Here is an 18860-nt window from a genome sequence, read left to right on the forward strand (position 1 = left end):
TACTCCGTTAGCTAGCACGTCTCTTGCGTTCGATCATGAATAGCAACGACACGACCGGAAGGCTTGCGGCCCAGGTGAGCCTGAGATCGGACGAGGAAATCGTCCGGCTGCGGCAGATCGTGCGCGACGCCGCCATCGCGCAGGGTTTCTCGCTCATCGAACAGACCAAGTTCGTGACGGCGGCGAGCGAGCTCGCACGCAACACGCTGCAGCATGGCGGCGGCGGCGATGCGCGCCTCGAAGTGCTGGAAAAAGGCGTGCGCGTGGGACTGCAGCTCTCGTTCGTCGATCAGGGTCCGGGGATTGCTGACATCGAGCGCGCGCTGCAGGACGGCTTCACGAGCGGCAATGGCCTGGGCCTCGGCCTGGGCGGTTCGCGGCGCCTGTGCGACGAGTTCACGATCGAATCGACTCCGGGTGGCGGCACGACGGTCACCATCACGAAATGGAAAGTACGCTAGACGGCGCGGCCGGTTCTGCCGGCGGCACCCACCGCTCCTTCGAGATCGGCGACGCCAGCGGAGTCGCCTTTGCACGCCGCGGCGCCAGCGAAGCCGCGCGCATTGCCGCGCTCGGCGAGACCGACGCCGGCCGCCTCGCGATCGTGCTCACGGAAGCGGCCACCAACATCCTCAAGCATGCCGGCCACGGCGAACTGCTGGTGCGCGCGCTGGAAGGCGCGGTGGAGCTGATCGCGCTCGACAGCGGCCCCGGCATGCCCGACGTGGGCACCGCGCTCGCCGACGGCCACTCCACGACCGGCACGACCGGCACCGGGCTCGGCGCGATCCGGCGGCTCTCGAACCAGTTCGCCATTTACTCGCAGCCGGGCGTAGGCACCGTGTTGCGCGTGCTGGTGCAGAAAAGCGGCGGCAGCGCCGCGCGCGCGGCGCTCACCGGACCCGAGATCGGCGCCGTGTGCGTGCCCCACCCCGGCGAGGAAGTCAGCGGCGACGGCTGGCGGGCGCAGGCCGACCAGAGCGGCCTCACACTCGCACTCGCCGACGGCCTCGGCCACGGTGCCGAAGCCCACGTGGCCGCCGTGGCCGCGCTCGACGTGCTGCGCCGCCGCGCCGGCCTCGCACCCGCCGCGCTCATGGAGCTCTCGCACGCGGCCCTGCGCCCCACGCGCGGCGCGGCGCTCGCGCTCGTGCGCATCGATCTGGCGCGCGGCGCGCTCGCGTTCTGCGGCACGGGCAACATCTCGGCGGTCGCGTATGGCGCGGGCCGCCCCATCGATAACCGCGCTTCAGGCGGCCACGCGCATCGGCCCGCCAGCGCAGGCACCCCTCCCGCGCGCGAGTGCTACCAGCTCGTCTCGCGCAACGGCATCGTGGGCCACACGATGCGCGGCATCCAGGAGTTCGAACTGACGTGGAGCGAGAACGCGCTGCTCGTCCTGCATTCGGACGGCATCGGCACCCGCTGGGACCTCGCCGCGTGGCCCGGACTCGCCAACCAGCCCGCCGCCGTGATCGCGGCCGTCCTCTACCGAGACTTCGCGCGCCGGCGCGACGACGCCACCGTCGTCGTCGTGCGCGCACGCCCCGGAGTACAGTTGAACCATGAATAAGCCCCTGCTGCGTATCCGGCTGGAAACCGCCCAGGACGTCGTCGCCGCGCGCCGCCGCGCGCGCGAGCTGGCCGCCGGGCTCGGCTTCTCGCCGCTCGACCAGACGCGCATTGCGAGCGCCGTCTCCGAAATCGCCCGCAACGCGTTCGAATATGCGGGCGGCGGCGAAGTCGCCTTCGCGCTGGAAGGCGAGCGGCCGCGCGAAGCGCTCGCCGTGCAGGTGAGCGACCAGGGCCCCGGCGTGCGCGAGCTCGAAGCCGTGCTCGACGGCACCTGGCGCTCACCCGGCGGCATGGGCCTCGGCGTCACGGGCAGCCGCCGTCTGATGGACCGCTTCGAGATTCGCTCGTCGGCTGGCGGCACGACCGTCACCATGGCGCGCGACTTGCCGCACGAGCGCAGCGAGGCGAGCGGCGCGGAACTCGAGCGCATCGTGCGCGAACTGGCCGCGCGCAGTCCGCAGGAAGGCGCGCACGGCGACTCGCTCGAAGAACTGCAGCAGCAGAACCGCGAACTCTTGACGGCGCTCGACGAACTGCGCGAACGCCAGGATGAACTCTCGCGCCTCACGCAGGAACTGGAGGCGACCAACCGCGGCGTGGTGGCGCTCTACGCCGAACTCGACGAGCGCGCGGAGGAACTGCGCCGCGCCGACCTGATGAAGACGCGCTTTCTCTCGAACATGAGCCACGAGCTGCGCACGCCGCTCAGTTCGATCCGCGCGCTCGCCAACCTGCTGCTCAACCGGCTCGACGGCGACCTGAGCGTGGAGCAGGAGCGCCAGGTCAAGCTGATTCTTTCGTCTGCGGAAAGCCTCGGCGAGACCGTGAACGACCTGCTCGACCTCGCGAAGATCGAAGCCGGCAAGACCGAAGTCGTGCCCGCGTGGTTCGAGCCCGCCGACCTCTTCGCCGCGCTGCGCACGATGCTCATGCCGCTGCTCGACACGCCGGAGGTCACGCTCGAATTCGGCTCCACCGCAGGCCTGCCGCAGCTTTACACCGACGAGCCCAAACTCACGCAGATCCTGCGCAATTTCGTTTCGAACGCGCTGAAGTACACCGAGCGCGGGCAGATTCGCGTGGGCGCCCAGTGCGAGCCCGGCGACGGCGACGAGGCGCGCATCACCTTCTTCGTCGCGGACACGGGCATCGGAATTGCTCCCGAGCACCACCAGATCATTTTCGAGGAGTTCGGCCAGGTGCAGAACCGCCTGCAGCAGCGCGTGAAGGGAACGGGTCTTGGCCTGCCGCTGTGCCGCAAACTGGCGGCGCTGCTGGGCGGAGAAGTGGCCGTGGAAAGCGAGCCCGGCGTGGGCTCGACGTTCCGCCTGAACCTGCCGGTGCGCCTCGCCCTGTCCGTCGAGAACGAACCCGAGATCTCCGGGGACGCGGCGCCATGAACGCGCACGCCACACTCATCCTCAACGTCGACGACAACGAAGGCGCGCGCTACGTGAAGTCGCGCGTGCTGCGCCACGCCGGCTACGCCGTGATCGAAGCCGCGACGGGCCAGGCCGCGCTCGAAGCCGTGCGCGAACAGGCGCCTGCGATCGTCCTGCTCGACGTGAAGCTGCCCGACATCAGCGGCATCGAGGTGTGCCGCCTCATCAAGGCGGACCCGGAGACGAACTCCACGCTCGTGCTGCAGACCTCCGCCGCCGCGGTGCAGACGCGCGACAAGATTCTCGCGCTCGACGGCGGCGCCGACAGCTACCTCACCGAGCCCGTCGAGCCCGCCGAGCTGGTGGCGAATGTGCGCGCGCTCCTGCGCCTCTACGCTGCCGAAAAGGCGCTGCGCGACGCCGACCGCCGCAAGGACCGCTTCCTCGCGACGCTCGCGCACGAACTGCGCAATCCGCTCGCGCCGATTCGCAACGCCATCGAACTGCTCGACCCGCGCCACGGCGCGAACGACACCATGCGCGCCGACGCGCGGCAGATCGCGAGCCGCCAGGTCGAGCATCTCGGCCGCCTCGTCGACGACCTGCTCGATGTCTCGCGAATCTCGCACGGCAAGATCGCGCTGCAGATGAGCACGCTCGACCTGCGCGAGATCGTCCAGGTCGCCGTGGAAACGAGCCGGCCCTTCCTCGACGCGAAATCGCAAACGCTCACGGTCGAGATCGACTGCGAGCCGTGCCACGTGACCGGCGACGCGATACGCGTGGCGCAGATCATCAGCAACCTGCTTTCCAACGCCGCCAAGTACACGGCCGAAGGCGGCCAGATCGCGCTGCGGCTCGAAGCGGATGTCTACGAGATCCTGATTCGCGTGCGCGACAACGGCATCGGCATCGCGCCCGACGAGCTGCCGTATGTGTTCGAGCTTTTCATGCAGTCGCGCGAAGCCGTGAAGCGCGCCGACGGCGGCCTCGGCATCGGCCTCGCCCTCGTGCGCGAACTCGCGGAACTGCATGGCGGCTCGGTGAGCGCGCATTCGGACGGGCTGGGGCACGGCTCGGAATTCGTCGTGCGTCTGCCGCTCGCGCGGGCGCCGCAATGCGAAGCGCCGCTCGACAAAACGCATGGCGCAGGGGACCAGACTGCGCCGACGCGCCGCCGCGTGCTGATCGCCGACGACAACGTCGATTCCGCTTCCTCGCTGCTCATGCTGCTGGAACTCGAAGGCCACGAGGTGCGCGTCGCGCACGACGGTCCGAGCGCGCTCGCGCTCGCGCAGAGCTTTCTGCCCCACGTGGCGATTCTCGACATCGGCTTGCCCGGCATGGATGGCCACGCGCTGGCGAAGGCGCTGCGCGCCGAGCCGGCCACCGCCCACGTGCAATTGATCGCGCTTACGGGCTACGGCCAGGAGCGCGACCGCCAGGCGGCGAGCGATGCGGGCTTCGACCGGCATCTGGTCAAGCCGGCGCCGTACGACGAGATCCTGCGGGAAATCGAAAGCGCGCCGCCGGATTGAGTGGCGCCGTGCGCTTCGCCTGCCGACCGTTCGCGCCACCGAATTCCCGTTCGCGCCCGTTTCCCCGCGCTTCGTCGCATCCCCCTCGCCCGCCCCGCCCCCACTCACCACACTGCAGACATCGCCCCCGCTCGACCCGCCAAGGAGAGCCGCATGTCTGCCATCATTGCCGCGCACGTCGTCGCCGCAACGCTTTCTGTCATACTCGGAACCGCCGTCATGCTGACCGAAAAGGGCAGCGCGCGGCACAAATGGCTCGGCCGCCTCTGGGCGCTGACGATGTTCGCCGCCGCGCTCAGCTCGTTCGACATCCGCGAGCTGCATCCGGGGCATCTGTCCTGGGTGCACGGCCTGTCGCTGCTGACGTTCGCGAGCGTCGGGCGCGCCATCTGGGCGATCCGCCACGGCAACGTCCGCGGCCATCGCCTCGCCATGCGCGGTTCGTTCTTCAGTCTCATCGCGGCCGGTCTCGCTGCCATTGCGACGCCGCACCGGCTGCTCAACCTCATCGTCACGAGCTGGATCGCATGATTCCTGGCACGCACGTCGAGTTTCCGAACGCCGCCGCCCGCGTCCCCGCGCCGGCGGCCAATGTCCTGCTCGCCGGATTCGCGCGCGAGGCCGTGATCGTCGTGATCGGCAACGCGCTGATTGCGGTCGCGCTCACCGCCGCGGGCGTGCACGAGCGATTCATCGACAACCTCGTCTTCAGCCAGGCGATCGGCCTTTCGATCATGCTGCTGCTCGACGTCGGCCGCTTCTTTCTGCAACGCCACAATGCGCTCACGGGCCCGCGGCTCGCCCTCGCGATGGTGCTCGCCATCGTGCTCGGCGCGTCGCTCGGGCGCGGCATCGCGAGCGTGGTGCTCGGCATCGGCTTGCACAACGCATTCGCGACGAAGGATCTCGCGCTCACCGGCTGGATCGCGCTGACCGCCACGCTGCTCGTGACCTGGTACGGCTGGTCGCGCACGCGCATTGCCGAACTGAGCGAACAGGTCGCGCGCACGGCATGGCAAAAGGAAGCCGCCGAGCGCACGGCGCTCAGCGCGCGCCTGCAGGCGCTGCAGGCGCAGATCGAGCCGCACTTTCTGTTCAACACGCTGGCGACGCTCGACAGCCTGATCGCCTCCGACCCGCCGCGTGCGCGCGAGCTGCTCGCGAGCCTCAACCGCTTCCTGCGCGCGACGCTGGAGGCCTCACGCGCGCAAAGCGAAACGCTCGCGGTGCAGTTCAAGGTGCTCGACTCGATGCTCGCCGTGCACGCCATGCGCATCGGCCCGCGCCTCGCCTACGCGCTCGACCTGCCGCGCGATTGCGCCGACCTTCCGGTGCCGCCCATGCTGTTGCAGCCGCTCGTGGAGAACGCGCTCAAACACGGCATTCAGGGGGCGCTCGAGGGCGGCAGAATCGACGTCCTCGCTCGGCGCGACGGTGAGCATGTCAAGCTGAGCGTGACCGATACGGGCCCGGGCTTCGGCGCGACGCCGGGCACCCAGGGCGCGGGCGTCGGGCTCGTGAACGTGCGCGAGCGGCTTGCGGCGCTCTACGGCGAGCAGGCGTCGCTCACGCTGATCGAGAACGTTCCGCACGGCCTCGTTGCGCAGGTCCGGCTGCCGCTGCGCGACACCGTTGGCGTGAGCGTGCAGGAGTCCGGATCATGAAACGCCACGCGCCCGCCGATACGGCGCAACACAGCGACGCCCCGCGCCGCTCGCCCGACACCCCGACCGCGCTGATCGCCGAGGACGAGCCGCTGATCGCCGCCGCCCTGGAGCGCGAACTCGCCGCCGTGTGGCCGGAACTGCGCATCGTGGCGACGGCCAGCAACGGCGAGGAAGCCATCGAACGCATCGGCGCGCTCGCGCCCGACGTCGCGTTCCTCGACATCGCCATGCCGGGCGCGACCGGCCTCGATGTCGCGCGCGCCTGCGCGAATCTCGCCGCGCCGCCCCAAATCGTGTTCGTGACCGCCTACGACGCCTATGCGCTCGAAGCCTTCGAGGCCGCGGCCATCGACTATCTGCTCAAGCCCGTGGAGACAGCGCGGCTCGCGCGCACGGTGGAGCGCCTGCGCGCCCGGCTCGCGCGCTCGCCGGCGAACGACGCCGAGGCGCCGCAGATGCAGGCCGATCTGCAACGCGTGCTGCGCCAGCTGGAAACGATCACCCAGGACGTTCGCGAAGCACGCGCCGGTGCGCGAGCGGGCAATGCCGATAGCGCCCCGCGCGGGACGCCGCTGCGTTATCTGCGCGCCTCCAGCGGCAACGACATCCGCATGGTGCCGGTGGAAGACGTTCTGTACTTCGAAGCCGCCGACAAATATGTCGTGGTCACGACGCGCAGCGGCGAATTGCTGATCCGCACGAGCCTGCGCGAGTTATGCGCGCAACTCGACCCGGCGCGATTCTGGCAGGTTCACCGCGGCACGGTGGTCAACGTGGACCAGGTGGAATGCGCCTCGGTCAGCGCGATCGGGAAGATGACGTTACGGTTGCGCGGCCACGCGGGCGCCCTCGACGTGAGCCGCCAGTACGCGCACCTGTTCAAGCAGATGTGACGCGCGCCGCGACAACGGCACACGCCTTCAACGCGGCTCGCTTTTCAAGTACCGCTGGGGCGGCTCGCCCATCGTCTTGCGGAACATCGAGATGAATGCGCTCGAATTCGCATAGCCGAGTTCGGCCGCGATCTCCGCCACGCGCACGCCCTGGGCGAGCCTCGACACGGCCTCGACGATGCGCAGCTGCTGGCGCCAGTGGCCGAACGTCAAGCCGGTCTCGTCCTTGAAGCGCCTCGCGAGCGTGCGCTCGCTCGCCCCCACGCGCTCGCCCCAGGTCGCGAGCGAGTCGCCGTTGGCCGGCGCCGCCAGCAGGAAATCGCAAATCTGCCGCAAACGCCGGTCGAGCGGCAGCGGCAACCCGCCGCCCGAGGCCTCGCGCGCATCGCGCATTTCGCTGAGCAACAGCGGCGTAATGAGCGCGTAGCGGCACTCGGGGCCGCGCTGGCGGTCTTCGACCAGCGCCGCCACCAGTTCGCGCAACAGCGGCGAAACCCGCACCGCGTGGCATGCGGATTCCGGCCACGGCGACGCCTCCGGCTCGAACGACACGCTATGCAGACTCACCGCGCTCGTCGCGATCATTTCGTGGCGCACGCGCGGCGCGATCCACATTCCGCGCTGCGGCCCGAGCGTCCACATGCCGATGGGCGTCGTCACCCGCAGCACCCCGCTCTCCGTAAAGACGAACCGCCCCTGGTCGTGCGAAAGCCACGATCCCCGATGGGCAGCGTCGTATTCGGAGCTTGCCGCCATGATTGGCCGTTCGAGCTTGCGGTGCGGGATTTCAGGCCGTTGCCGCCAGATCTGATCCACGATCGGGAATTCCTTCGCTGATTTTCCAGAAAAATAGCTGTTCTGCGCAATTTATGCCATGCGCGTCGCGCCACGCCGTGCCTCGTATTTTGCATCGGATGACGATTAATTGCTAATGCGAACGATAATGATTCTCTATATGCACAATGGATATTCCAGAGAATCGATTCCGCTGCCTAGACGGCGCCTCCCTCCTGCGCCGCTGCGCTGCCGCCGAGATAGGTGGCGCGCACCCGGTTGTCGTCGGCCAGTTCATGGGCCGAACCCGCGAGCGCCACGCGGCCGCCTTCCAGCACATAGGCGCGGTTCGCGATGCGCAGCGCCTGGCGCGCGTTCTGCTCCACGAGCAGCACCGCCGTGCCCGCGTGGCTGATGCGTGCGATCACTTCGAAGATCGCGCGCACGAGCTTGGGCGCGAGCCCCATGGAAGGCTCGTCGAGCAGCACGAGTTTAGGCTTGAGCATGAGCGCGCGCGCAATCGCGAGCATCTGCTGCTCGCCGCCGCTCAGCGTGCCGGCGAGTTGATCCTTGCGCTCGCGCAGCCGGCTGAATGTTTCGTATGCCTGAGCAATGCCCTGGTCGAGCGCACCGGGGTCGCGCCGCAACAGGTAGCCGCCCAGCCGCAAGTTCTCCTCGACCGTCAACCCGCCGAAAATACGGCGCCCCTCCGGCACGTGCCCGATCCCGAGCGCGACGATGCGATGCGACGGCAGCCCGACGAGCGCCTGCCCCTCGAACGCGATGCTGCCGCCGCGCGGACGCAGCAGCCCGGAGATGGTGCGCAGCGTCGTGGTCTTGCCCGCGCCGTTGGCCCCGAGCAGCGCGACGATCTCGCCTGGTCCGACATCGAGCGAAACGCCGTGCAGCGCTTCGATGTTGCCGTAGTTCACGCGCAGGTCGCGAACGTCGAGGAGTTTGCCGGCCGCGTCTACCCCCATAGCGACTTCTCCCCGTCCGTGGCGTCGGGTCCGTCGTCTTCCTCGGCCGTGCCCAGGTAGGCGTCGATCACCACCGGGTCGTTCTGGATCTGCGCGGGCGTGCCCTGCGCAATGATCTCGCCATGGTCCATCACGATGATGCGGTCGGACACGCCCATCACGAGCGCCATGTCGTGCTCGATCAGCAGCACCGTCACGCCGAGGTCGCGGATGCCGCGGATCTGCGCCATCAACGCGTGCTTTTCGGTTGGGTTCATGCCGGCGGCGGGCTCGTCGAGCAGCAACAGGCGTGGCTGGCTCGCCAGCGCGCGGGCGATTTCCAGCCTGCGCTGATCGCCATATGGCAGGTCAGAGGCATATTCGCTTGCACGCGCGCCGAGCCCCACGAGATCGAGCCAGCGCTGCCCGAGCGCGCCGTGCTCGGCCGCCTCGGCGCGCGCGGCGCGCGTGCCCACCAGTTCCGCCACGAGAGGCGTGTGCAGGCGATGATCCATGCCAATCAGCACGTTCTCGAACGCGCTCATATGGTTGAACAGGCGAATGCCCTGAAACGTACGCGCGATGCCGCGATGCACGTTGCGATGGGGCGCGCCGCCGCCAAGCGGTTCGCCGCGCCAGACGAGGCGGCCGCCGCTCGGGCGGATCACGCCCGTCAGGCAATTGAACACCGTGGTCTTGCCCGCGCCGTTCGGGCCGATCAGCGCGAGAATCTCGCCGCTGCGCACCTGGAAGGTGATGCCGCCGATCGCACGCACACCGCCGAAGCGGCGCTCGAGGTCATGCACCTCGAGCAGGGTCTCGCGCGCGGCGGCGGCTTCGAGGCCGCCGCTATCGGCGATGGACACGGCCGCCCCGGTTTCCTTGCCCGCCGCCTCCGCGGCTTCCGCTTCGTGCGCCACCGTCTCTTCCTCGGGCCGCGGCGCGGCGCGCCTCACGCGCGCAGGCCACAGTCCTTGCGGGCGCAACAACATGAGCACGACGAGCGCCACGGCAAAGCCGAAAATACGCCACAGGTTCAAAAAGCGCAGCATTTCCGGTAGCCCCGCGACGATCAGCGCGCCGAGTATCACGCCGGGAATGCTGCCGCGTCCGCCCATCACGACGACGATGAGGATCGTCACCGACTGCAGATAGGTGAACGCCGTGGGGTCGATCGTGCCGAAGCGCGCGGCGAACAGACTGCCCGCGAGACCGCCGATCAGCGCGCCGATCACATACGCGAGCATCTTCACGCGCAGGGTCGCGACACCCACCGCCTCGGCGGCGGCTTCGTCCTCGCGGATGCTGGTCCACGCGCGCCCGAGGCGCGAGCGTCCGAGCCGCACCGCGAACACCAGCACGACGATGAAGAACGCCATGCCCAGCACGTACACCGAGCGCGGCGAGCTGAACTCGAAGCCGAACAGGTTCGGCGGCTCGATGCCGTAAATGCCGTTCGGCCCGCCGGTAATGTCGAGATTGGTCGCGACGATGCGCGTGATCTCGCCGAAGCCGAGTGTGACGATGGCGAGATAGTCGCTACGCAGACGCAAGGTGGGATAGCCGATCACGGCACCGGAAGCGCCCGCGAACACCAGGCTGAACGGCAGCGTCGCCCAGAACGAGAAGTGCAGCAGCGTCTCGAGCAGCGCCGTCGTATAGGCGCCGATGGCGAAAAACGCCGCGTAGCCGAGGTCGAGCAAGCCGGCATAGCCCACGACGATGTTCAAGCCGAGGCCCAGAATCGCGTACGTGATGATGGTGAGCCCGACGTCGACGATATAGCCGCTCGCGAACTTGGGCAGCGCGATCGCCAACGCGATCAGCACGCCGGAAACGACCCATGAGGTGTCCGTGGCCCGCGCGCGCATGGCTTACATCCTCTCGACCACGCGTTCGCCGAACAGCCCGGTGGGCTTCACCACGAGCACGGCGATCAGCACACCGAACACGAACACGTCGGTCCATTGGGAGGACACATACCCCGCGCCGAACGCCTCCAGCAAGCCGATCAGGAAGCCGCCGACCATCGCCCCCGGAATATTGCCGATGCCGCCGAGCACGGCCGCCGTGAACGCGCGCAGCCCGAGCACGAAGCCCATGAAGAAGTTGATCTGCGTGTAGAAGAGCCCTTCCATCACGCCGGCGACCGCGGCGAGCGCCGAGCCGATGAAAAACGTGAGCTGGATGAGCCGCTCGACGTCGATGCCCATGAGCCGCGCCGCATCCTGATCGATGGCGAGTGCGCGCATGGCCGTGCCGACGAACGTATGGTGGACGAACAAATACAGCGCGATCATCAGCGCGAAGCTGGCCGCGATAATGCCGATCTGCGCAAACGTGATGTGCACTTGCGCAACGTCGAAGCCGGTATGCGTGAGCAGGTGCGGGTAGGTGCGAAAGCCCGCGCCGTAGGCGATCAGCACGCCGTTCTCCAGCAGCAGCGAAACGGCCAGCGCCGTAATGAGAATGGACAGGCGCGGCGCGCGCAGCAACGGCTGATAGGCCACGCGCGCGATCGCCACGCCGAGCACGCCGGTCGCGAGCATGGCCGCCGCGAAGGCCACGAACAGCGCGAGCGCGAGCGGCAGGCGCGCGGCCGCGAGCGCTGCGAGCGCGGTCCAGCCCACGAACGCGCCCACCATGAAGAGATCCCCGTGTGCGAAGTTGATGAGCCGGATGATGCCGTAGACCATCGTGTAGCCGAGGGCGACGAGCGCGTAGAACGAGCCGATCGTCAGCCCCTCGATGACGAACTGGAAAAAGGTGCTCATGAGCGGCCCGGGGCGCTTACTTCATTGCCACCCACTTGCCGTTGGCATCCTGGCGCTGGTAAGGCTCGAACTGATCGTTGTGCACGACGACCGTGATGTACACGGCGCGGCTGCGGTCGCCCTTCGGATTGAAACCGATCGTCCCCGTGGCGCCCTGGTAGTTCGTGATCTTGTGCAGCGCGGCGCTGATGTCCGCGGGCTTGGCCGACTTGCCGTCGGCGATGGCCTTGGCGGTCACGCCCACGGCGTCGTACTCGTACACCGAGTACGGCCCCGGCCCCTGACCATAGGTCTTGGTGTACTGATCGAGGTAGTCGTGCGCGCCAGGCAGGAACTGCGCGAGCGGTGCCGTCGTGATGATCATGCCGTCGGCGGCCGGCCCTGCGGTCTTCATGAGCGTGGGGTCATTGGTGCCGTCGCCGCCCATGAAGGTCATCTTCAGGCCCACCTGGCGCGCTTCCTTCACGAGCAGACCCGCTTCGGAGAAATAACCCGTGTAATAGATCACGTCCGGCTTGAGCGAGGAAACCTTGGTGAGCGTCGGCGAATAATCCATCTGGCCCGGCGTGATCGAGTCGGCGTAGACGACGTCCACGCCCATCTTCTTGAGCGATTCCACGGTGTTCTGCGCGAGACCCTTGGCATAGGTCGTGTTGTCGTCGATCACCGCCGCGCGCTTCACGTGCAGCGAATTCTTCATGAAGCTGGCCGCGAAAGGCCCTTGCTCGTCGTCGCGGCCAATCGTGCGGAACACGTTGTCGTAGCCCATTTCCGTGAGCTTCGGATTGGTCGAGGCATCGAGCACGTAGGGAATGCCGGCGCGGTGGAAGGCGGTCAATTCGGGCAGTGCCGCGCTCGAGCAGTAGCCGCCCGCCACGGCAACCACGCCCGCGTCCACGAGTTTCTGTGCGGCCTGAACCGCCGTTTGTGCGTCGCACGCGTCGTCTTCGGGTACGAGTTCGATCTGCTTGCCGAGCACGCCACCCGCCGCGTTGATCTTCGCGGCCGCGAGCTTCGCGCCGTTCAGGATATCCGTGCCTGCTGCGGCGCTGCTGCCCGAAAGCGGCACCGGCACGCCGATCTTGATGGTCTGCGCCTGGGCGAGTCCAGGCGCCAGCGCGGCGAGCGAAAAGAGCGTGAGCGCGAGGGTTGCGTGCAGCGCGCCATTGTTCTGAGGATTCATATGAGCGGCTCCTGAGCGTGGACCCGACCGGGCGATGCCGCAACGCAGGCGAGCCCGCGCGGTCAGTTAGCGAAACGAAATAATTCGTCCGGTGCGATGCCCTGCAGGCCTCGCGCGCTCATGGCGCGCAGCTTGCATGGGTACCGGCGCATAACGACTTATCCATGATAGATGCATGCAACCGTTTAGCTGCCATAGGGTATGCGCGTATACAAATTGCGTGCGCTCGCGGCAGCGTGAAGGTACTTTGTATACACGCACGGAGGGGCGCGAATGAAGACCATCGTACTGGGCGGCGGCATCGCGGGCGTCACGAGCGCGTATTACCTCGCGCGCGACGGCCGCGACGTCACCGTGATCGAGCGACGCGCAGGCGTTGCGCTCGAAACCAGTTTCGCCAACGCGGGGCTCGTCGCGCCGGGCCACTCGTACACGTGGGCCTCGCCCCGCGCGCCGAAAATCCTGCTCAAATCGCTGTTCGTCGAGGGCCAGGCGTTGCGCCTGCGCCTGAAGGCCGATCCGCACATGTGGGCCTGGTGCGCACAATTCCTGCTCAACTGCACCGAGGCGCGCTCGCGCGAGAACACCTCGCGCAAGGTGAGGCTGTGCTGCTATTCGCAGCATCAACTGCAGGAGGTCACGGCGCGCGAGCAGCTCGAGTACGACCTGATCAGCCGCGGCCTGCTCTATCTCTATCGCGACGCCGCCTCGTTCGAGCGCGGCCGCGCCCACATGTCGATCCTCGTGGAAAACGGACTGCCGCTCGAAACGCTCGACGCCGCCGCGGTCGCGGCGCGCGAGCCCGCGCTCGCCCACGCGCGCGGGCGCATCGCGGGCGCGATCTACTGCCCCAGCGACGCAAGCGGCGACGCGCACCGCTTCACGCGTGGGCTCAAGGACGTTTGCGAACGTATGGGTGTGCGCTTCGTGTTCGACGCCCCGATCGAGGCCATCGAAGCCGCCGGCGACCGCATTGCGAGCGTGCGCACGAGCGCCGGCGTGATCCAGGGCGACGACTACGTGCTCGCGCTCGGTTCCTGGTCGCCGATCCTCGCGCGGCCGCTCGGCTACCGCATCGCGGTCTATCCTGTGAAGGGCTATTCGGCCACGTTTCCGTGCGGGCCCGAGCATCGCCCGCCCGAGATGGGCGGGGTGGACGAGAACCATCTCGTGGCATGGGCGCGCTTTGGCGCACGCCTGCGTTTCACGGCCACCGCGGATTTCGCGGGCTACGACACGCGGCACACGCCCGGCGATTTCACTTCGATGATGCAGGCGGCGCGCGAACTCTTCCCGCAGGGCGCCGACTACACGCAGCCGGCGTACTGGGCCGGGCTGCGCCCGATGACGCCCGAGGGCACGCCGCTGATCGGCCGCACGCGCCATCGCAACCTCTTTCTGAACACGGGTCACGGACACATGGGCTGGACCATGTCGTGCGGCACCGCAAAACTGCTCGCCGACATCATGGCCGGGCGCGAGCCCGAACTCGACATGACGGGATTGACGCTGAGATGACCATTACCGCACCGCCGCAACATCACGAGGATGCCTACACGAAGCTCGATTTCGCGCTGGACGGCGGCATTGCCCGCCGCGCCGCAATCGGCCTCGTCGTGCTGGCCACCGATCACACGATCGAATACGAATGGCGCGACCTGTTGCGCCAGCCGGGCGTGGCGTTCTACGAGAGCCGGCTCGAGAATTCGCCGGACATCACGCCGCCGCGCCTCGCGGAAATCGAGGCGCGCATCGCGCCCGCGGTGAGCCTCATGCTGCCCGGCGAGCGCCTCGACGTGGTGGCGTTCGGCTGCACGTCGGCTTCGATGGTGATAGGCGAAGAGAAGGTCGCGGCGCGCATCCGCGAGGCGCGGCCCGAGATTGCCTGCACCACGCCGATCACGGCCGCGCTCGCCGCGCTAAAGGCGCTCGAGGTGCGCCGCGTGGCGCTGCTGACGCCCTACGTGCGCACCATCAACGACTTCATGCGCGATTACATCGAGGCGCGCGGCGTGACCGTCACGCGTATGGCTTCGTTCGAGCATGCGGACGACAACGAGGTGGCGCGCATCGACGCGAATTCGATTCGCAGTGCGATAGAAACGCTGGCGCGACACGACGATGCCGATGCGGTGTTCGTGTCGTGCACGAGCCTGCGCGTGGCCGCGCTCGTGCCGCAGATCGAAGCGCAGACCGGCAAGCCCGTGCTGTCCAGCAACTACGCGATGGCGTGGCACGCGCTGCGGCTCGCGGGGGTGCTGGATAGCGAGCCGCAGCTGGGGCGCTTGTTCACGCGCCAGTGACTTCAATGCGCAACGCGATGATCGATCAACTCCTTCACGACCCGCGGGTCGGCGAGCGTTGAAACGTCCCCGAGATTGTCGTAATCGCCATCGGCGATCTTGCGCAGAATGCGGCGCATGATCTTGCCCGAGCGCGTCTTCGGCAGCACCGGCGCCCACTGGATGCAGTCCGGGCTGGCAATCGGCCCGATCTCCTTGCGCACCAGCGCGACCAGATCGGCGCGCAGCGTTTCGTTCGGCTCCACGCCCGCCTTGAGCGTCACGTAGGCGTAGATGCCCTGCCCCTTGAGCGAATGCGGGAAGCCCACCACGGCCGCCTCGGCCACGTCGGCATGCGAGACCAGCGCGCTCTCCACCTCCGCCGTGCCGAGCCGGTGGCCCGAGACGTTCACCACGTCGTCGATGCGGCCCGTGATCCAGTAGTCGCCGTCGGCGTCGCGATAGCAGCCGTCGCCCGTGTAGTACTTGCCTTCGAACTGGCTGTAGTAGACCTGGCGCATGCGGTCCGCGTCGCCATAGACGTAGCGCATCTGCCCCGGCCACGAGTCGAGCATGCAAAGGCTGCCCGACGCCGCGCCTTCGAGCACGGTGCCCTTTTCATCGACGATGGCCGGACGGATGCCGAAGAACGGTCGCGTGGCCGAGCCGGGCTTGAGCGTGGTCGCGCCGGGCAGCGGCGTGAGCATGATGCCGCCCGTTTCGGTCTGCCACCATGTGTCGACCACCGGGCAGCGCTTGTCGCCTACCACCTCGTAATACCAGAGCCACGCCGCCGGGTTGATCGGCTCGCCCACCGTGCCGAGCAACCGCAGCGACTTGCGTGACGTGCGCTTGACCGGCCCTTCCCCATCGCGCACGAGCGCGCGGATCGCGGTCGGCGCCGTGTAGATGATCTGCACGTTGTGCTTGTCGCAGACCTGCCAGAAGCGCGAGCTGTCCGGATAGTTCGGCACGCCTTCGAACATGAGCGTGGTCGCGCCGTTGGCGAGCGGCCCGTACACGATATAGCTGTGCCCCGTGACCCAGCCGACGTCCGCGGTACACCAGTAGATGTCGCCGTCGTGATAGTCGAACACGTACTGATGCGTGAGCGACACGTAGGTCAGATAGCCGCCCGTGGTATGCACGACGCCCTTGGGCTTGCCGGTCGATCCGGAGGTATAGAGAATGTAGAGCGCATCCTCCGCGTTCATTGCTTCCGGTGGACACTCCGCAGGACTCCGATCGATCAGATCGTGATACCAGTGGTCGCGCCCTTCGCGCCAGTCGACCTTGCCGCCGGTACGCCGCACTACCACGCACGTCGTCACGTCGGGACATTTCGCCATGGCGTCGTCGGCGCTGGCCTTCATCGCAATCGTGCGGCCGCCGCGCACGCCTTCGTCCGCGGTGATGAGGATGGTCGAGGCGCAGTCCTGAATGCGGTTGGCCAGCGCCTCGGGCGAGAAGCCGCCGAACACGACCGAATGGATCGCACCGATGCGCGCGCAGGCGAGCATGGCCACGGCGGCCTCGGGAATCATCGGCATATAGATGGTCACGCGGTCGCCCCGCTTCACGCCCAGCGACTTCAACGCGTTGGCGAACTTGCAGACCTGTGCATGCAGCTCGCGATACGTGAGCGTGCGGCTGACCTTCGGATCGTCGCCTTCCCAGATGATGGCGGGACGATCGCCGCGCGTCGCCAGATGCCGGTCGAGGCAATTGCTGCTGGCGTTCAGCGTGCCGTCGTAGAACCAGCGTATGTGCAGGTCGCGGCTTGCGAACGACACATCTTTCACCTGGGTATAGGGCTTGATCCAGTCGAGCCGCTTGCCCTGCTCGCCCCAGAATGCTTCGGGGTCCTCGGTCGAGCGGCGGTACATCGCTTCGTATCCGGCCTGATCGACCCATGCTTTTGCGGTCCATTCCGCGGGCGGCGGAAAGACCCGATGCTCATCCATGATTCACTCCTCGGGATGAGGCGCCGCCGCGCCGCAACGGCGCGGCGGCGTCGGGAACACTCAAGCCGCACGCGGCTGCGGCGCGACGTAGGGATGCGTGGGCAGCACGATGCGCCCAAAGCTCTCGTTGATCACCATGGCCGCGGAGGCGTAGAACGCGAGGACAGCGGTAATGAGGCCTGTATAGCCGCCCAGACGCGTGATCATCGACATGCCGGTCCAGATGCCGATCGCAAGCAGTCCGTAGGTAATCCAGAGTGCGAGAAACACGAGCTGGACCGAGGTGCTCGTATGCATGGAGCCAATCCACATATAAAAGGTGAACACGCCCCAGACGAGCAGATACCAGCCGACGAACGACTCGGGCACCTTCGTACCCAGGAAACCCACGAACAGCGCAAAGGACCACCAGAACGCGCCGTAGCTCAGGAACGCCACGGTGCCGAGCGTGTTGCCGCGCGGGAACTCCATCACGCCGGCGATCATCTGCGCCGTGCCGCCGAACGCGAACGCGAGCGCGAGCACGAGGCCCATCGAATCGGCGCTGTACCAGCCCGCGTTGATCATGCTTAGCATCCACGTGGTGAATGCAAATCCGGCAAGGCCTAGCGGTGCCGGGTTGGAAAGATTGCCACCCATGATCCCTCCTCCTCGCGCAGACAGTCGGCCATCGACATGGCCACAAGCGCGCAAAATAAGTGCAGCCGCCAAGTCATTATAGGCAACATATCACAACGTGATATTTATGCCGACAATGTGGCGCTGGATAGCGCGCATATGGCATGCCTGGCGGGCACAGGTATGAGGAATCGGATTGGGAGGCGCGCCGGCACATTGCGCACCGGCGCGAACATCAGCTGATGAAATCAGGCGTAAATGGGCTTGCCGGCCAGCGCGCTGCGAATCGCACCCGCGAGGTCGCCGGCGGCGAATTTCGCCACATAGCCGCTCGCGCCTGCGTTCTTCACATGCGCTTCGTTCGCGGTGCCCGTGAGCGATGAATGAATCACCACGGGGATATCCACGGTGCGCGGGTCCGCCTTGATCTTGCGCGTCAGCGTGAAGCCATCCATCTCCGGCATTTCGAGGTCGGTCAGCACGAGCGCGATGCGATCCTTCGCGCGCACGCCGTCGCGTTCCGCGCTCGTCGCGATTGCGTCGAGCTGCTTCCACGCTTCGAGGCCCGTCTTCGCCATCGTGTATTCCACGCCGAGCGCCTTGAGGCTCTGGCCGATCAGCTCGCGCGCGAAACCCGAGTCGTCGGCGGCCAGCACCTTTGCGCCCGGCGGAATCATCGCGGGCTCGCCCACGTCTTCCGGCACGACCGCGCCGTGCTGCGCCGGAAACACGTCGCGCAGCACCTGCTCCACGTCCACCACCTGCACGAGCTTCTTGCTCTCGGGGTCGTTCTCGAGCCGCGCAATGCTCGTCACGCGGTTGCCCATCGTGACGTCGGCGGTCAGCACCTGGCTCCATTCGAGCCGCACGATCTCGTCCACGCTTTCGAGCGCGAAGCCCTGGGTGGAGCGCGCGAATTCGGTCACCAGCAGGATGTTCAGGCCCGTGGCCGGCTCGCAGCCCATGAGCCGCGGCAGATCGATCACGGGCATCACCTGGCCGCGGATGTTCGCCGCGCCGAGTACGTAGGGGGACGACGCCGCGATCGGCGTGATCGCCGGCATGCTGAGGATTTCCCGTACCTTGAAAACGTTGATGCCGAAGACTTCGCCAACCTCGCTGCCCGGCGCCGCGCCGAGACGGAAAAGCAGCAGCTCGAACTGGTTCGTGCTCGTCAGGCGGGTTCGTTCGTCGATTGCGAAGCCGCTATCCATGATTCTCTCGTGTCCTTTACGTGTGGCGCGATGCGTC

17 protein-coding genes are annotated in these 18860 nt (G+C 67.5%); 9 read left to right on the plus strand and 8 right to left on the minus strand.

Going from position 1 to position 18860, the window contains the following annotated elements; genetic code table 11:
- The first annotated feature begins 35 nt into the window (after window positions 1-35).
- The 7 genes from AB4Y35_RS31465 (at window position 36) to AB4Y35_RS31495 (ending at window position 7055) form a co-directional block, all read left to right on the plus strand.
- Window positions 36-461, plus strand: a complete 426-nt coding sequence (locus tag AB4Y35_RS31465; RefSeq protein WP_324148800.1) for an anti-sigma regulatory factor — start codon at window positions 36-38, stop codon at window positions 459-461.
- Complete coding sequence (locus AB4Y35_RS31470; RefSeq protein ID WP_368707473.1) at window positions 446-1573, plus strand: ATP-binding protein; 1128 nt, start codon at window positions 446-448, stop codon at window positions 1571-1573. Before AB4Y35_RS31465 ends, AB4Y35_RS31470 begins: the two co-directional genes overlap by 16 nt.
- Window positions 1566-2975 (plus strand): sensor histidine kinase, encoded by a 1410-nt coding sequence (locus AB4Y35_RS31475; RefSeq protein ID WP_368707474.1) that lies wholly within the window; start codon window positions 1566-1568, stop codon window positions 2973-2975. The genes AB4Y35_RS31470 and AB4Y35_RS31475 overlap by 8 nt, the downstream gene beginning before the upstream one ends.
- A complete protein-coding gene (locus AB4Y35_RS31480; RefSeq protein ID WP_368707475.1) occupies window positions 2972-4495 on the plus strand; it encodes a response regulator in 1524 nt (507 codons plus the stop codon). Before AB4Y35_RS31475 ends, AB4Y35_RS31480 begins: the two co-directional genes overlap by 4 nt.
- Before the next feature lie 153 nt (window positions 4496-4648).
- The gene (locus AB4Y35_RS31485) at window positions 4649-5026 is read left to right on the plus strand and encodes a DUF2306 domain-containing protein (protein ID WP_368691734.1); all 378 of its coding nucleotides are present in this window, start codon (window positions 4649-4651) and stop codon (window positions 5024-5026) included.
- Window positions 5023-6159, plus strand: a complete 1137-nt coding sequence (locus AB4Y35_RS31490; RefSeq protein ID WP_368707476.1) for a sensor histidine kinase — start codon at window positions 5023-5025, stop codon at window positions 6157-6159. The genes AB4Y35_RS31485 and AB4Y35_RS31490 overlap by 4 nt, the downstream gene beginning before the upstream one ends.
- Complete coding sequence (locus AB4Y35_RS31495) at window positions 6156-7055, plus strand: LytR/AlgR family response regulator transcription factor (protein WP_368707477.1); 900 nt, start codon at window positions 6156-6158, stop codon at window positions 7053-7055. Before AB4Y35_RS31490 ends, AB4Y35_RS31495 begins: the two co-directional genes overlap by 4 nt.
- 27 nt (window positions 7056-7082) lie before the next feature.
- On the opposite strand, the gene AB4Y35_RS31500 is transcribed toward AB4Y35_RS31495, so the two are convergent.
- The 5 genes from AB4Y35_RS31500 to AB4Y35_RS31520 all read right to left on the minus strand — a co-directional run bounded on the left by AB4Y35_RS31500 (window position 7083) and on the right by AB4Y35_RS31520 (window position 12745).
- A complete protein-coding gene (locus AB4Y35_RS31500; RefSeq protein ID WP_368707478.1) occupies window positions 7083-7871 on the minus strand; it encodes a helix-turn-helix transcriptional regulator in 789 nt (262 codons plus the stop codon).
- A 176-nt stretch (window positions 7872-8047) separates the two neighbouring features.
- On the minus strand, window positions 8048-8809 hold the full coding sequence (locus AB4Y35_RS31505; protein WP_368707479.1) for an ABC transporter ATP-binding protein: 762 nt from the start codon (window positions 8807-8809) through the stop codon (window positions 8048-8050).
- On the minus strand, window positions 8800-10659 hold the full coding sequence (locus tag AB4Y35_RS31510) for an ATP-binding cassette domain-containing protein (RefSeq protein WP_368707480.1): 1860 nt from the start codon (window positions 10657-10659) through the stop codon (window positions 8800-8802). The genes AB4Y35_RS31505 and AB4Y35_RS31510 overlap by 10 nt, the downstream gene beginning before the upstream one ends.
- Before the next feature lie 3 nt (window positions 10660-10662).
- Window positions 10663-11562 (minus strand): branched-chain amino acid ABC transporter permease, encoded by a 900-nt coding sequence (locus AB4Y35_RS31515; protein WP_368707481.1) that lies wholly within the window; start codon window positions 11560-11562, stop codon window positions 10663-10665.
- 16 nt (window positions 11563-11578) lie between these two features.
- A complete protein-coding gene (locus AB4Y35_RS31520; protein ID WP_342922972.1) occupies window positions 11579-12745 on the minus strand; it encodes a branched-chain amino acid ABC transporter substrate-binding protein in 1167 nt (388 codons plus the stop codon).
- Between the two features lie 273 nt (window positions 12746-13018).
- On the opposite strand from AB4Y35_RS31520, the gene AB4Y35_RS31525 reads away from it, so the two are divergent.
- Both AB4Y35_RS31525 and AB4Y35_RS31530 read left to right on the plus strand, forming a co-directional pair.
- The gene (locus tag AB4Y35_RS31525) at window positions 13019-14263 is read left to right on the plus strand and encodes a D-amino acid dehydrogenase (protein WP_368707482.1); all 1245 of its coding nucleotides are present in this window, start codon (window positions 13019-13021) and stop codon (window positions 14261-14263) included.
- Window positions 14260-15048, plus strand: coding sequence for an aspartate/glutamate racemase family protein (locus AB4Y35_RS31530; protein ID WP_368707483.1), 789 nt, complete (start codon window positions 14260-14262; stop codon window positions 15046-15048). The genes AB4Y35_RS31525 and AB4Y35_RS31530 overlap by 4 nt, the downstream gene beginning before the upstream one ends.
- 2 nt (window positions 15049-15050) lie before the next feature.
- Here AB4Y35_RS31530 and acs read toward each other — a convergent pair whose 3' ends face one another.
- The 3 genes from acs to AB4Y35_RS31545 form a co-directional block, all read right to left on the minus strand.
- A complete protein-coding gene (acs, locus tag AB4Y35_RS31535) occupies window positions 15051-16991 on the minus strand; it encodes an acetate--CoA ligase (RefSeq protein ID WP_368707484.1) in 1941 nt (646 codons plus the stop codon).
- A 60-nt stretch (window positions 16992-17051) separates the two neighbouring features.
- Complete coding sequence (locus tag AB4Y35_RS31540) at window positions 17052-17630, minus strand: acetate uptake transporter (RefSeq protein WP_368707485.1); 579 nt, start codon at window positions 17628-17630, stop codon at window positions 17052-17054.
- A 227-nt stretch (window positions 17631-17857) separates the two neighbouring features.
- Window positions 17858-18823: a chemotaxis protein gene (locus tag AB4Y35_RS31545; protein ID WP_324146794.1), complete on the minus strand. Its 966-nt coding sequence runs from the start codon at window positions 18821-18823 to the stop codon at window positions 17858-17860.
- Window positions 18824-18860 lie beyond the last annotated feature (37 nt).

The organism is Paraburkholderia sp. EG286A (assembly GCF_040965375.1).
Taxonomy (GTDB): Bacteria; Pseudomonadota; Gammaproteobacteria; order Burkholderiales; family Burkholderiaceae; genus Paraburkholderia.